The organism is Photobacterium sp. AWH4_225 (assembly GCF_056158405.1).
This window is the reverse complement of record NZ_JBSWTF010000004.1, coordinates 2293263-2307733: the sequence shown is the minus strand read 5'-3', so window position 1 is coordinate 2307733 and position 14471 is coordinate 2293263. Positions and strand designations below refer to the sequence as shown.

The 14471-nt window shown below is 44.2% G+C and carries 14 protein-coding genes; 9 read left to right on the top strand and 5 right to left on the bottom strand.

What is annotated here, in order from left to right:
• Positions 1-224 precede the first annotated feature (224 nt).
• The 4 genes from ACXAD4_RS27530 to ACXAD4_RS27515 all read left to right on the top strand — a co-directional run bounded on the left by ACXAD4_RS27530 (position 225) and on the right by ACXAD4_RS27515 (position 5618).
• On the top strand, positions 225-677 hold the full coding sequence (locus ACXAD4_RS27530; RefSeq protein ID WP_317520285.1) for a DUF3069 domain-containing protein: 453 nt from the start codon (positions 225-227) through the stop codon (positions 675-677).
• Between the two features lie 209 nt (positions 678-886).
• On the top strand, positions 887-2164 hold the full coding sequence (locus ACXAD4_RS27525) for a winged helix-turn-helix domain-containing protein (RefSeq protein WP_475245244.1): 1278 nt from the start codon (positions 887-889) through the stop codon (positions 2162-2164).
• Between the two features lie 215 nt (positions 2165-2379).
• On the top strand, positions 2380-4758 hold the full coding sequence (locus ACXAD4_RS27520; RefSeq protein WP_475245243.1) for a fatty acid cis/trans isomerase: 2379 nt from the start codon (positions 2380-2382) through the stop codon (positions 4756-4758).
• Between the two features lie 185 nt (positions 4759-4943).
• Entirely contained in the window at positions 4944-5618 is a 675-nt protein-coding gene (locus tag ACXAD4_RS27515; RefSeq protein ID WP_475245242.1) for a cytochrome b/b6 domain-containing protein, read from the top strand.
• A gap of 64 nt (positions 5619-5682) precedes the next feature.
• Here ACXAD4_RS27515 and ACXAD4_RS27510 read toward each other — a convergent pair whose 3' ends face one another.
• Positions 5683-6129: a c-type cytochrome gene (locus ACXAD4_RS27510; protein ID WP_475245241.1), complete on the bottom strand. Its 447-nt coding sequence runs from the start codon at positions 6127-6129 to the stop codon at positions 5683-5685.
• A 331-nt stretch (positions 6130-6460) separates the two neighbouring features.
• Here ACXAD4_RS27510 and ACXAD4_RS27505 point away from each other — a divergent pair, with 331 nt between their 5' ends.
• Positions 6461-7282 carry a DUF2797 domain-containing protein gene (locus tag ACXAD4_RS27505; RefSeq protein ID WP_475245240.1) on the top strand — a complete coding sequence of 274 codons (822 nt, stop codon included), beginning with the start codon at positions 6461-6463 and terminating at the stop codon, positions 7280-7282.
• A 93-nt stretch (positions 7283-7375) separates the two neighbouring features.
• On the opposite strand, the gene ACXAD4_RS27500 is transcribed toward ACXAD4_RS27505, so the two are convergent.
• The 4 genes from ACXAD4_RS27500 to ACXAD4_RS27485 form a co-directional block, all read right to left on the bottom strand.
• Positions 7376-8008, bottom strand: coding sequence for a putative ATP-dependent zinc protease (locus ACXAD4_RS27500; protein ID WP_475245239.1), 633 nt, complete (start codon positions 8006-8008; stop codon positions 7376-7378).
• A gap of 145 nt (positions 8009-8153) precedes the next feature.
• On the bottom strand, positions 8154-9017 hold the full coding sequence (locus ACXAD4_RS27495) for a phosphotransferase (protein WP_475245238.1): 864 nt from the start codon (positions 9015-9017) through the stop codon (positions 8154-8156).
• A gap of 237 nt (positions 9018-9254) precedes the next feature.
• On the bottom strand, positions 9255-9488 hold the full coding sequence (locus tag ACXAD4_RS27490) for a DUF3389 domain-containing protein (RefSeq protein WP_475245237.1): 234 nt from the start codon (positions 9486-9488) through the stop codon (positions 9255-9257).
• Entirely contained in the window at positions 9485-9919 is a 435-nt protein-coding gene (locus ACXAD4_RS27485; protein WP_317520299.1) for a hotdog fold thioesterase, read from the bottom strand. The genes ACXAD4_RS27490 and ACXAD4_RS27485 overlap by 4 nt, the downstream gene beginning before the upstream one ends.
• Positions 9920-10012: 93 nt before the next feature.
• On the opposite strand from ACXAD4_RS27485, the gene ACXAD4_RS27480 reads away from it, so the two are divergent.
• The 4 genes from ACXAD4_RS27480 (at position 10013) to ACXAD4_RS27465 (ending at position 14441) form a co-directional block, all read left to right on the top strand.
• Positions 10013-10804: a M48 family metallopeptidase gene (locus tag ACXAD4_RS27480; protein WP_475245236.1), complete on the top strand. Its 792-nt coding sequence runs from the start codon at positions 10013-10015 to the stop codon at positions 10802-10804.
• Between the two features lie 87 nt (positions 10805-10891).
• Positions 10892-11815: a LysR family transcriptional regulator gene (locus tag ACXAD4_RS27475; RefSeq protein ID WP_475245234.1), complete on the top strand. Its 924-nt coding sequence runs from the start codon at positions 10892-10894 to the stop codon at positions 11813-11815.
• Between the two features lie 153 nt (positions 11816-11968).
• A complete protein-coding gene (locus ACXAD4_RS27470) occupies positions 11969-13069 on the top strand; it encodes an adenosine deaminase family protein (RefSeq protein WP_475245233.1) in 1101 nt (366 codons plus the stop codon).
• Positions 13070-13109: 40 nt separating this feature from the next.
• Positions 13110-14441 carry an NCS2 family permease gene (locus ACXAD4_RS27465; RefSeq protein WP_475245231.1) on the top strand — a complete coding sequence of 444 codons (1332 nt, stop codon included), beginning with the start codon at positions 13110-13112 and terminating at the stop codon, positions 14439-14441.
• The last annotated feature ends 30 nt before the right edge of the window (positions 14442-14471 follow it).

Sequence of the window (14471 nt, the reverse complement as noted above, 5' to 3'; positions counted from 1 at the left end):
CTTTATGCAACATATTTACAACTTGGTATTTTCAAGGTGTCAGGAAACAAACATATCCGATGTCATCAACATAAATGATTTCAGTAAGTCAGCCTAATCATTAACAATAATCGTGAGCAAATTAACGTGATTATTCGGGTTTATCCGCTATCTTATCAGTTGACATTTAGAGAGAGGACTATAGGATTCCCTCCCTTAAACAATTCATGCTTTAGGAATTAGCTATGTCTGATATTGAGAAAAAAGAAGATCAAACGATCGAAGAAGTTAAATTCACTCTTGACGATTGTTCACCAGAACTACGCCAAGTTGTTGAGTTTGAAGAAGTGCCTGAAGAGCTTCTAGACATGCTAATTAACGTTTACAAAGCGTCTGAGCCAACTTCTCGTGAAGCTTGGGACCAGCTTCCAGCAAGTGCTCAGAATGTCTTGGATAACTTCGAGCAATTTCATGCGCTAATCGCATTGAGCCAAAGCTACTCTGGCGTAGATTTCCTTGGCGAAATGCAGGAATCAGAAAAGCCGTCAGATATGACTGACGAAGAGTACACTGATTACAAAGCAGTGATGCTAGACAAAGTTCTACACAACTGTGTTAAAGACATGTGTAAGCAGCTGAAAAAAGCGCGCCGTAACCCACCAATGAAGCGTGAGTTCCAGGAAATTTTCAAGAAGTAAGCTTTTTACTTATCTGAAAACTCTATAAGCATCAAAGGGAGCCATTGTGCTCCCTTTGTTTTTCTGCAGCAATTATTCGCATACCATTTATTTTTTTTCATGATAAAATAAGCGTCTTCAATCAATTAGGCGTCATTTAGTTCGAGCTGTGATTCCTAGCGCCAATAAACGACTAAAATAGCAATTTAGCAAGGGTCTCTGAGGTATCAATGTCTGGCCAGAAGCAATTCAAATTCACTAATGAGCTTATTTTCATTCCAGCTCTTGGGGTTATCACGTCAGACACAACCAATCAAAAGCTCAACCTTTCAGAGCAATATATTCTGCTCTACCTGATTGAACACGCTAACAGCCCAGTAACAAAAGAAGACCTGCTCAAAGCCGGCTGGCCCGACCGCGTTGTCTCTGAGGCGTCTCTGTTTCAGGCAATTCGCAGCCTACGGGTAAAATTGCAAGAAAAAACAAAGGGCGAGATTATTGAAACCCTGCCACGTGTAGGCTACCAGATCACCCAAGTCGCTGTTGAAAAATACTCTGATTTATCAACGGCTACCGTCATCAAAAAAACTGCGCCCTATTTACCTTACTTCTCAATTGCGACCCTAGTGGCTGCAATTTTACTTGTAGGTAGTTATCTCTGGTTCACTGGTTACAAATATCCAGATAAACCGCAGTACATCACCCGTACCAGCATGCTGCAAAATAGTACTGTCACGCTGATCTCAACCAGTGAGAAAGAAATTATCGAACTTCAAGCAAAACTTGATGATCTCCATGACACATACATTCAGCTCGATAATGCGCCAGATTTAACAAACTTAAAGCTCTATGCATTCAAAGGGAAAGACTCATATTCTCTGGCTTGGTGCCGTGTGGATGAAAATAATCACTGCTTACCCTACACTGATTTTTCATACCAAATCAGTGATGAAGGCTGGAAACTGTTTAAACTTCAGGTCATGCAAGACTTACCACTGTCGCGCCAAGACCCAATCATTCAAACAGAACTTGCACGCGAGCCAACATCTCAAGTCTTCCTTAACTTTATTGATGACTCAGGAATTGACTCTCAGGTGGTGTACCACTACATCACCAAAGATGAAGACAATAAACTTAACTTCTCTTATTTGAACTTTATATCCGAAGAAAAAACCGGGTATCACCATGCCCTGTCAATCAGTTCGGCAACCTTAACTGTCGTTGAGAATGAATCTCCATTTATCTCGACTATCGAGCTCAAACCTATCATGTACCATTGGGCATACCAGCCTAATGAGTTTGTAAATGAAGAAACTTCAACTGCGATCTACATTGAAAATAAAGTTAAAAATCAATTTCTTGGTAAAAATATTGGCTATAGCTACCTACTCTACCAGCAACCTTTTATTGATCTGGTCTTAAATGATCAAGTCGGTATCTTTTGGGTTCATAACAGCGAGAAAGACGCCAAAATATTTAACTACAAGCGTCAAGCGATAACTCAATAAGCCGTATACTCAAGTAACTTCAAGATGAGTCCTGCTACTTGAAGTTAATTGGGTACATAGCACCACATGCGAAAGCAGCTCAAATGAGCTGCTTTTTCTTATCAACAGATGTCTACACCAAAAATAATTTTTCCAAAGTGTTTTGATAGACTTATACATAACATTAGCTTTTAACGCATTGCAGCTTGCTTGCATAAAAATAAGATAAAATCAGAATGACTAAAAATAACAGATATTTAAAACGTTCATGGCTGTTTGCCTTGATACTGTTTTTCTCCGGTTGTGCTGTCTACGCTGGACTTAACTTTGATCAGCAGTTCGGCAAGCCTCAACCGCAGGAGAGGTTAGCCGCTGCTAACTCCCCCATAGCCAATCACTACTTGGACACTGTGAAGCCAATTATTGAAAACCGCTGTGTAGTCTGCCATGCATGTTACGATGCACCATGCCAGTTAAAAATGTCTTCCGCAGAAGGCATAGACCGTGGTGCCAGCAAAGATAAGGTCTATGAAGGTACCCGACTTCTCGCCGCGAATACCACTCGTATGTTTATTGATGCACAGTCTACTGCCGAATGGCGCGAAAAGGGATTCAACCCAGTCCTTAATGAACGCCTCCAATCCGAAGAGGCCAATACCCAAGCTGGTGTAATGGCTCGCATGCTTCAACTGAAACAGGCACACCCTCTGCCTGAGCAGAAAGTCCTTGACCATGATGAATGGGACTTCTCTTTAGATCGCAATCAGCAGTGTCCTACCATTGAAGAAATGGCTAAATATGAACAGAATTACCCTGAATGGGGTATGCCTTACGGCCTTCCTCAAATCAGCGACAAAGAGAATCAAGTTCTGATGGACTGGCTGGCAAATGGTGCCCTGATGGCAACGGCACCTCAGCCAAGCGCATCAACACTCACTAAAGTGGCTGAATGGGAAACCTTCCTAAACGGCAGTAGCCTGAAGCAGCAACTTGCCAGTCGTTACATTTATGAGCATTTGTTTGTCTCTCATCTTTATTTTTCAGACGAACAACAGCCTACATTTTTCAAACTCGTTCGTTCTCGTACAGCGCCTGGTGAGCCTATCGACCTTATCGCAACGCGACGCCCTTATGACGACCCCGGAGCAACACGAGTCTACTACCGTTTCCAGCCTGTCAGGGAAACCATTGTCGATAAGACCCACATGCCTTACGCGCTAAATAAAGCCAAGCTGACTCGCTTCAATACGCTGTTTATCGAGCCGGAGTACATGGTAACGTCTATGCCTAGCTACCACCCGGACATTGCCGCCAACCCATTGATTGCATTCAAGCAGATCCCAGTCGATAGCCGCTATCGCTTTATGATAGACAATGCCCAGAATACCATTATGGGCTTCATAAAAGGCCCCGTATGCCGAGGTCAATTGGCACTGAATGTTATCAATGACCATTTCTGGGTGTTCTTTGTCGACCCGGCGATGGCAAACACCCCTTCTGTTGACGAATTTTATGAAACTCAGGCCGACAATTTAAGACTGCCAGCAGAAAACGAGAGTAACACGCTACCCGTTGCAAATTGGATTTCTTACTCCAAGCAGCAAGGCCGTTTCCTTAAGGCAAAAAATGCCTTTCTTAATGATGCATTTAAAAATGGTGAGCATCTCACGACGGATCTCATTTGGGATGGTGATGGCTACAACAACAATGCTAGCCTAACGGTGTTCCGCCATTTCGACAGTGCAACCGTTACAAAGGGGCTCGTTGGCAGCCAGCCGAAAACTGCATGGGTTATTGACTACTCACTGCTTGAACGTATTCATTATCTGTTGGTTGCAGGCTTTGATGTATACGGAAACTTTGGCCACCAGCTTGTAACCCGTATGTATATGGACTTCTTGCGTATGGAAGGTGAATCTAACTTCCTTTCTTTGCTTCCAGCCGATGTACGACGAGAACAACTTGCCTATTGGTATCAAGGCTCCAACAAACACCTTAGCGACTATCTACAGGGGGATATCAACCAATTTGATCAACCCACCGGCGTTAAGTTTCACACCCAGCATCCAAAAAATGAGCTATTCGGTATGCTTCAAGAGAAGTTGAAAGTCGTACTGCCAGATCGTTACGATTTTACTCAATCACAATTGGCCAAAAATGGCTCTCTTGCTCTGTATAAGTTGAACCGGTTGAGCGGTAAGCAAGCGAGCCTACTACCTGAAATTACTTTCATCATGGTCGAGCCAACAGAACCAAACCAAGACGCTGAGTTGTTTACTTTAATCCGCAATAGCGCCCATAAAAACATCTCAAGTTTATTCAATGAAGAGTCTAACCGTTTGCCAGCTCAGGACAATGTGACACTAGTTCGCGGGCTGCTCGGTAGTTATCCTCGCGCTTTCTGGCACCTCAAAGCATCAGATTTGGATACTGCAGCTAAACAAATCAGCACCATCACGTCAGAAGAAGATTACCGACTGTTTCTGGATAAGTACGGTGTACGCCGTACCAGCCCTGACTTCTGGTCGTTCAGCGATAAGCTCAATGAAATCAATCAAAGTATGTTCCCTATCGAGTCAGGGTTACTTGACTACAACCGGATTGAAAATCGCTAATTGATTTCACACTACACTCTTACTCTATTCTAGGCCCCTTCCGGGGCCTTTTTATTGCCCTGCAACTCACGTGACCAAACGCTAGGAAAACTTTGTAAATAAATGAAAAGAAACAACAACCACTGTAGCCAGCTTGTTTCAAAAGGGTAAAATAGTGGCATCATTTTTCATGGAAGGAATCGCTCATGACTCATACCCAGTTTCACCCGGTGTGGGACAGTTTTATCCGTGGCTATCACTGGCTTCAAGCGCTCACCATTGGAGGACTATGGTATACGGGTACAGAGGGGCTAATGGACTGGCATTTCAGCTTGGCCTATTTTCTTTTGGCACTCATTACAACTCGGTTGATTTGGGGTGTTTTTGGCAGTGAAACGGCTCAATTCCGGCGCTTTGTCCGCTCACCTATCACTGTAGTCAAATACTTAGCTGCAAATATTCGTGGTGAAAAAAGCTCAGATGCTGCAGGTCACAACCCTGCAGGCGCATACATGGTCGTCGCCTTCATGATCCTGCTGGCAACCCAACTGACAACTGGCCTGTTTGCCAATGACGATATTATTTCCGAAGGGCCTTTTGCTTACCTTGTCAGTGGAGAAACAAGCAGTTTTCTCACGGAAATCCATGCACTTAATTTTAATATTATCCTGGGTGCCATTGGGCTTCACTTAACCGCGATTGCTGTTTACTTGTTACGAAAAGAAAACCTTATTACGCCAATGCTAACTGGGAAAAAACGGCTGGTCGGTAGCGCTATACCAAAAGTGGTCAATGGTGTTTGGGGCTGGGTAATATTCCTAGTTATTGGCGCAATCATTTATTTCACCCTCGCCAAAGATGTTGTTACTTATCTGTTCTGATCAAAAATGCCAGACTTATGTCTGGCATTTTTCAATGTCTATTTTCACTCGAATTTATCAAGCTTTAGCGATATTTATAGTCACTATGGCATGACTTACAGTTTTTGGCGGCTTCGCCGAAAGCACGCTTAGTTGCTCTCTCATCACCTTCGAGTGATACTTTCGCCAAGTTGGCCATATCACCCTGGAACTTATCTAACTTAGCGCTAAAGCCTTCCCAGTCAGACCAAATTTCTGGTTTAGCCTTAGTTTGACCTTTATCTGTACCTTCAACTTTGAAGGCTTCTTCCGGCATATAAGTTAGCTGTGAAATAAATTGCGCGCGCTGACTAAAGGTTTGCTGATCCCAATCTTTGCGTCCTTTTACCATTTCAGCCAAATCGCCAAAGTTAGTCGCAATCATTGTGAATGCCGCTTGACGATATTCAATGGCATCTTCAGGCTTTTCAAATGGGCTGGCAGATACACTGGCTGCAAACATTACGCACCCTGCAAGCAGAACTTTTTTCATGACTTCTTTCCCTTTGTTATTATTCCATTTAAAGGTCACTCACGGTGTACGTTACCGACTTAACAAGGAATACACGTGAGAGCTTAGTGGCATATGGAAATGATACCGTGGCATAAAGACATGTAAACAACAGACAGCCAAAGATTACATTTATTTACAAACAATCAACGTATTGCTTGTCAAATCAGCACATATCTATATCCACTGATTTTCTACTAAAGGCTCAGGCACTATTGGTATAGACTATCAATACGAACAACCTCTTAGCCTCACTCCCTACTTCAACTGTGGCTTCGAGGTAAATCTATAATTACATCGAAAGAGCAAAGTCATGCTAGGAACACTGAGCAAAATGAAATCTCAACTCGGCGACATCGTCGAGTATCAACTCCCCGTTGGTGATGAGTTACTTCCTTTGAACCCGCTGATTGGCAAGCACCTCAAGCTTACCCATACAGGCAATATCTATTGTGATGCTTGTGGGAAGAAAACTAAAAAGAGTTACTCTCAAGGTCACTGCTTCCCATGTATGAAGAAACTGGCACGTTGTGACATGTGCATCATGAAGCCAGAAACCTGCCATTACGCGAAAGGGACATGCCGAGAACCTGAATGGGGAGATGCCAACTGTATGGTTCCTCATTATGTCTATCTTTCCAACACTTCTGGTTTAAAAGTGGGCATTACCAGGCACACTCAATTACCAACCCGTTGGATAGACCAAGGGGCAACGCAGGCTTTACCTATTCTGAAAGTCAAAACTCGTCAAATTTCCGGGCTGGCGGAAATTGCTTTGGCTGAACTGGTTGCAGATAAAACGAATTGGCGAGCTATGCTAAAGGGTGACAATGCCGATATTGCCCTACAAGACGAAGCACAACGCCTTTTACCGGCTATTGAGCACCGCATAAACGAATTACTGGAAATCTACGGGGAAGACGCCGTAGAACGATTAAGTGAGGAGATCGTTGATATCCAGTACCCTGTCTCTGAATATCCTAAAAAGATTGCTTCTCATAACTTCGATAAAGAACCTGTCGTCGAAGGTACGTTAGTAGGAATTAAAGGCCAGTACCTCATTTTTGACACTGGTGTAATTAACATTCGCAAATTCACCAGCTATGAAGTCAGTGTAGAAACGCCTGATAACTAAAATCAAAACCTCATTACCTCAAAACATAAAAAAGCGGCTGAGTTAACTCAGCCGTTTCTCTATGATTTTTGCTAAAGGCTATATAAACAAACGTTATTTGGCTTTAGGCTGAACAAACTTACGACTATTATCGACAATCGCGACATCCCGAATAAAGTTCACCCCGAGCACAATTCCTTTGCCGGCAGTCAGGGCAAATTCTGTTAGCTCATTGAGTTCACCCAGCTTCGCTCTGAGCTTAACGACCGCTTGGCGCGAATCACTTTGTTTAGATTTCAGCCAACGTTCTACAGGTAATTCTACCTCTTGGCCTCCAGCATTGAATTTCACCCAATCCTTGCCATCCCGCTCAAATGCCTGAACATTAGAAACACCGATCGATGAAAGTGATTTACCATCATCAACTCTGGCGCGGATATGCTGCTGGGCTTGGGAGATCCATAACCACTCTTCACTACCTAAGATCAGCTTACCGTCATCGGTTTTAGTGACTACTGGCTGAGGCTTTGGCTCAGGCTTCACTTCTGGTTGTGGCAGTGGATCTGGTTCTGGAATAGGTACTGGGACCACTACAGGTGTTTCTGGCTCAACAACCGGTGGTGTCACAGGTTGTTCAACATTACCACCGCTGATTTCAGGGTCTGGTGTTGGCTCTGCTTTCTGCCCTGACTGCTGAGCACAACCCGCAAGCAATAATAGCGCAATATATACAGCCGACTTTCTCATCAAATTCATCCCTACAACATCAAGATACGCAATACGACCAAACACTTATAAATATCGTTTTAACAACTAGGTTATATAACATAGTATGCGCGATCGTTGGCAACATCCAAAATGATTTGCCAGATTGCAAGATTAACTCACAGCTTTAATGTAAGACAGAGCCAAAATCAGCTTTTGCTGTTTGCTCAAACTGTACCAGCTTATTTTGGATCCACGCTTCATCATACCATCCCATGTTTCTGCTGTGCTTTGCATCATCCCACAAGCTTAGGTACCAGCGTCGTATATCGAACCCTGGTTGTAATGCCACTTCTTGCTGATAACGCTCTGCTAGCTGTAGTTCTGGCCTCACGTCAAACAGATGAAAAATATCCATTTCCCTGTGTTTAAAACCAACATCGCATGGATCAAGTATGGCTGTTACTTCAAAAGACTTGGGATCAACCAAAATATTTCCGACATGGCAGTCATCATGGATCAAAGAGGATTCAGAAGAGGCGGTGGATAATATGGCGTCCTTCATTGCCCATAATGACTCATAGGCTCGTTTTTGGGCTGGTGTAAATGGAGAGACTTCACTGACTATATAGCGGTATACAGTCCCCATCCAATGCGCAAAGGCCTGAGGTAAGTTTGCCTCGAACTGGCCATTATCCAGTTCGAAGCCTTGTGGGTTATGCATTTCATGCAAGGTATGCAAAAGCTCAAGGTAACCGTCGGAAAAGCGTTTGATCGCAATAGGATCGTTCGGGATCTGGTGGGCTGATATTCCCTCTAGCCACTCCAACATAATGAAGTCGTAACCTTCCTCTCGACCAAAGTACAGCACCTGTGGCACCGGGCATGGTAAAGCCTGCTGAAGGCGTTCGAGGCCTTTGATCTCTTTTGCAAGCCTTCCTATTTCACGAGAGAACTTTACCACCACCTTGGCGTTATCCGAGGCGAGAAAAACAACCCACCCATAGAATGTTTCTTGAATTTCACTGACTTGAGGAGCCTGTCGAAACATTGTTTTATAACTAAATTCAGCAATCCTTTTTAGCTGCAATCTATTCAATCTGGCTTCCTTTTTCACTCATTGACTTCTTTTACCCTTAACGTTAAGGCAATGATTTTATGTAGATAATTGTTAACCTTAACTGGGTATACCATACCCTTTTAGAAGCAATTTTGCGGCCATCATAATCAATTATGAGTTCAAGCTCTCATAAAAAAGCCCGAGCAATGAAATAGCTCAGGCTTTTCGCTATTGGATAGCAATTCCAAGTATTTCAGCTAACTCTTCAAGTTGCTGCTCTGAATCAAGGCGAAGGGACCAATTTACACCAGAGCCCATTGCTGTGATCACATTTGCACCTTTACCAAGCAGTGTGATGTCATCCACTGTCGCTTGTAATGATACTCGGGATGCACCTTCAAGCCGAACCACAACTTCGTGCTGGTTCGCAATAATACGCCCCGCCGAAAACACTAATGTCATTTTTCCGCCTTTTTATGCTTCATTACTGCAATCGTCAAGCGACTGGTACACACCATACGACCACGCGGGTCTTTGATATCGATTTGCCAAACTTGAGTAGTGGCTCCCAAATGAACAGGCGACGCTGTGCCGATAACATGGCCGCTGCGCATGGCACGAAGGTGATTGGCATTGATATCAAGTCCAACGCAATATTTGCCATCATCAACACACATGTTAGCTGCCAGCGAACCGAGCGTTTCAGCCAGCACGACAGATGCGCCGCCATGAAGCATGCCCAATGGCTGGTGAGTTTTTGATTCAACAGGCATTACGGCAGACAAGCTGTTGTCATCGAACGCCGAGTACTCAATACCCAAGTGTTCAACTAGCGTATTTACCGAAGTCTCATTTAAACTTTCAAGAGTGAAGGATTTTTTCCAAATACTCATCACGTTATCCGTACAAACTCATTTGGAGAGAATGATACAGCAACTGTATAATTCCGCTATTGCGGTTTATACATTAAATGAAAGGAGTCTTTGATGAATCGCTTTCAACCTATTGCTTTAGCAGGCTTAATCGCCTCTACAATAGTACTTTCTGCTTGCAGCAGCTCTCCGACCGGCAGGCAACAGGTATTATTGTTCTCTGAACAGGACATGTCCCAACTAGGGGCACAGTCCTTTGATGCACTCAAAGAACAAGAAAAAATCCATACCAGCAAGAAAACGAACCAGTATGTTCAGTGTGTAACGGATGCATTAACTACACGCCTGGGTGGTCAACAAGCAGCCAGCCAATGGGAAGTTGTGGTGTTCGACAGCGAGCAGGTGAATGCCTTTGCCCTTCCTGGTGGTAAAATCGGTGTGTATACCGGGTTACTAAACGTCGCGACCAACCAAGACCAGTTGGCAACCGTGATCGGTCATGAAATTGGTCATGTTCTTGCTCAACACAGTAATGAAAGGCTATCTAGAACCCAACTTGCTAACATGGGCATGCAGATTACCAGTACAGCAATTGGTGGTACTGAGTACCATGATGCAGCTATGGCTGGCCTAGGACTAGGCGTGCAATATGGTGTTCTAATGCCTTATGGCCGCGCACAAGAATCTGAGTCAGACATCATTGGTTTGAGACTAATGGCCGAAGCAGGCTTTGACCCATACGAAAGTATCAACCTATGGAAGAACATGGCGAAAGCGGCCGGAGGTAATCAGCCTCCTGAGTTACTATCAACCCACCCTTCTCATTCCACTCGGATAGATGATCTTCGCTCGGAAATCGCCAAATTACCGAGTTACAACACGCCTAGACCACAATGTGACATTTAAAAAATAAGCACCCTCCGGGTGCTTTTTTCATCCAATGAAGTCAGGATGTACTGCATACTATGCACCCGAAAAAAGAATAAAGACCAGATGAATCTAGATACCAAATGGCTTGAAGATTTTCTTATGCTCGCCGAAACACAGCATTTTTCACGAGCAGCAGAAGCCAGACACATTACACAACCCGCATTTGGCCGTCATATCCGAGCGCTTGAAAAAGCAGTCGGGCACTCCCTCATTGATAGAACAACAACGCCAGTGAGTCTGACACCAGCTGGGAGACAGTTCAGAACTATAGCGCGGAATATGGTGTCACAGATGGAGGAAGGCGTTAGGGCGCTAAATGGTATTGAACGGCCATTACCAAACCCCATCCGTATCGCGACACCACATTCATTATCATCACCGACTTTACTGGACTTAACTGAGTTCATCACTATTGAGCACGACTTGCACTTTTCTATCGATATTTTACGTGTCGACTTTGCTGTTGAATCGTTGACCCAGTCTAACTGCGATTTCTTATTGGGCTTCGAGGTCCTATCCTTGCTTCAACCACCGTTTCAAAACCTGTGCATTGGCCACGGCGACTTTTTATTGGTTTCCATCCCAGATAAATCTGGTAGTGCGTTGTACAACCCACTTGAGAGTAAATGTCCAATCCTTAGGTATAGTGCGGAGTCTTACAGTGCAAGGCTTATAGAGCAGTACCATCCACAACTTGAAGCCCTCAATACTTACCCAGTTTTTGAGAGTTCAATGTGCCAACTACACAAAGACATGGCTTTAAGAGGAAAAGGCTTAGCTTGGTTACCCGATACAATGATTCGCCAAGAGCTTGATTCAGGTAAATTAGTCGCCATTGCACCGGAACATTACAGACTCCCTTACCAGATACGCTTATATCGGAATTCAGCGCCTTTACGCCAGGATGCCCAACGCCTTTGGGACTACCTCAGCCACAGCATTCAGAATGGATGGCAAATCAATCGTCCATGGCACTCAACAAACTAAATGTCTATTAAAGCCGATTTCGGTATCAGGTTAATACCTAGTGCCGAATCGGCACTAGCATACCAATATTTGCATTTCCCTTTACCTTGTAACAGGTAGATACTCGCAACCAAGGCAAACGTTTGCGCGCTTTTTTAAGGTAATGAGGTATCTGTGAAACCCACTTCCATAACACTCTCTGAGTTTTATCACCGCTTTCCAAAAGCGGATCTCCACTATCACCTGTTGGGCGGTGTACGACTTGAAACCATGTTGTCACTGGCTGAAAAATACCAAGTCGAATTAACAGAGCATGACGCCAAAGCGTATTACCGAGAGCACCAGGAAGAGACAGGCATCGTTAAAGGGGGAATCGAAGCTCTGACCTTTCTTTACCAACTTATGCAAGAGCCCTGCGATTATGCTCGGGTCTTACGAGAAGTGGCAGAAGATGCCCATGCTTGTGGTGTGAAATATATTGAGACCTTCTGGAATCCATCAGACACAGAATTAAGCTATCAAGCTGTTACTTCGGCATTGATTGATGCGATTGAAGAAGCCTATCAACAGATGGGTATCATCATCCGATTAATCCCTTCCATCAACCGCGAAAAGTCGCCGGAAGAGGCGGTTGACATGGTCAATGAGATGATCGCCCACCCCCACCCTTATGTGCTTGGTATTGGTATTGACTACAAGGAACATAATGCACCGGTAGAGAACTTCTGGAAAGCTTACCGTATCGCCAAAAAACATGGTTACAAGCTCACAGCCCATTGCTCAGAATTCGGCCTCCACTGGCGCAACGTAGAGACAGGCATAGAGTTGATCGAAGTTGATCGTATCGATCACGGATATTCCATTATCGAAAACCCACTTCTTACCGAAAAGTATGCAGAAAAAGGGATCCCTTTTACTGTCATTCCATCGAATACCTTCTTTTTCAAGCAGTGGCCTGAACACCAACAATGGTGTGAACACCACCCGATCCGGGCTATGGCCAAAGCTGGTATGAATATCATTCCTTGTACCGATGACTGGCATATCCACAACACCACCAGCGCTAACTGTTACAGAGTGATGGTTGAAGATTTCGGTTTCGACTTAAGCAGCTTGAAGCAAATGCTGATCAACAGCATTGAAGCTTGTTGGATGCCTACTGAAGTTAAACAGCAATGGCTAACAGAATGGGTCGACGAGTTTGATACTTTGAGAGCCAATTTAGTTGCTGAACCCGATATCGCACCAAAAATGAAAATTAGCTACCGACGTTGAGTCAGGTCACGAAAATTAAAATGACATGTAGAGGGAATCCATGGAAACTGTAGCTGACAAACCAGCTCTTAGCATTGCTAAATGGTTTGACTTTAAAGGAAACAACACAAGCTTAAAAACCGAGATCATCGCGGGCCTGACAACCTTCGCCACTATGGCTTACATGGTCGCCGTTGTACCAGGAATGATGAGCAAAGGCGGCATCCCGTTTGAGAGCGCGCTAACAGTCACAGTTTTGATGACCGTTATCACCACAATTGCCATGGCGCTATATACCAATCGCCCTTTTGTATTGGGTCCCGGCCTTGGTAGTGTGGCAATTTTCTCTTTCACCCTCCTGGGTAACGATGTGCCCTTGAGCATTGCTGCCGGCATTGTTTTTATTAGTGGCGTGCTGTTCATGCTAGTGTCTTTTCTTGGTGTCAGAGACTTTGTGGTTCGTATCATTCCACATAGTGTTAAAGTCTCGGTTGGCGTTGGTATTGGCCTCTTCATTGCCCTGCTTGGTTTTAAACAGGCTGGTATTGTTATTGCCGATCCCCGTAAGAATGTATTAGTTTTCGGTGAATTGGCTTCTACTGATGTGATTACGGCTATCTTGGGCTTCTTCATGGTACTGTTTTTTGTATCAAGGAAAATCCAAGGCGGGATCATTTTAGCTGTGATTCTTACAACACTTCTGAGCCTACCTTTAGGAATTACTTCAATTCCTGATAACTTTTTCAGTATGCCTGGAAGTATCGATGACATGACTTTCCAGCTGGATGTCATTGGTGCTCTAAGTCCGGTGTATCTACCGTTCTTACTTGCCTTTTTCATTCCAGACTTCTTCTCAACCCTGGGGGCTATGCTAGGAATTGGTGCACAGGCGGGCTATTTGGATAAAGACGGTAACCTTCCGGGGATCGAGAAAAACTTCCACGTCGACTCCAGTGCTACGACGTTTGGTGCGCTTTTCTCTTGCCCTGTAATGACAACCTATGTTGAAAGCTCGGCTGGCGTAGAGTCAGGAGGCCGGACAGGTTTTACCGCCTTGGTAACTGCCGCTTGTTTCTGCTTAACCCTATTTTTGGCTCCTCTGGCGGGCATGATCCCGACTGTCGCAACAGCACCCGTATTAATGTATATCGGTATCGCCATGATGGGATCGATGAAAAAAATCAATTACGATGATATTACCGAATACCTGCCAGCATTTGTCTGCGTTGTCATGAGTGTATTCAGCTTCAATGCCGGCAATGGTATTGCAGCCGCTATGCTGGTATACGCGTTCCTAAAGCTTGCGACTGGACGCTATAAAGAAGATCATTGGTCAGTATATTTAATCGCATCTTCAATGATTTACTACTTCTATATCATTTCCTCTCACTAAGCGGAGATGATAAAAGACCGGCAGATTACC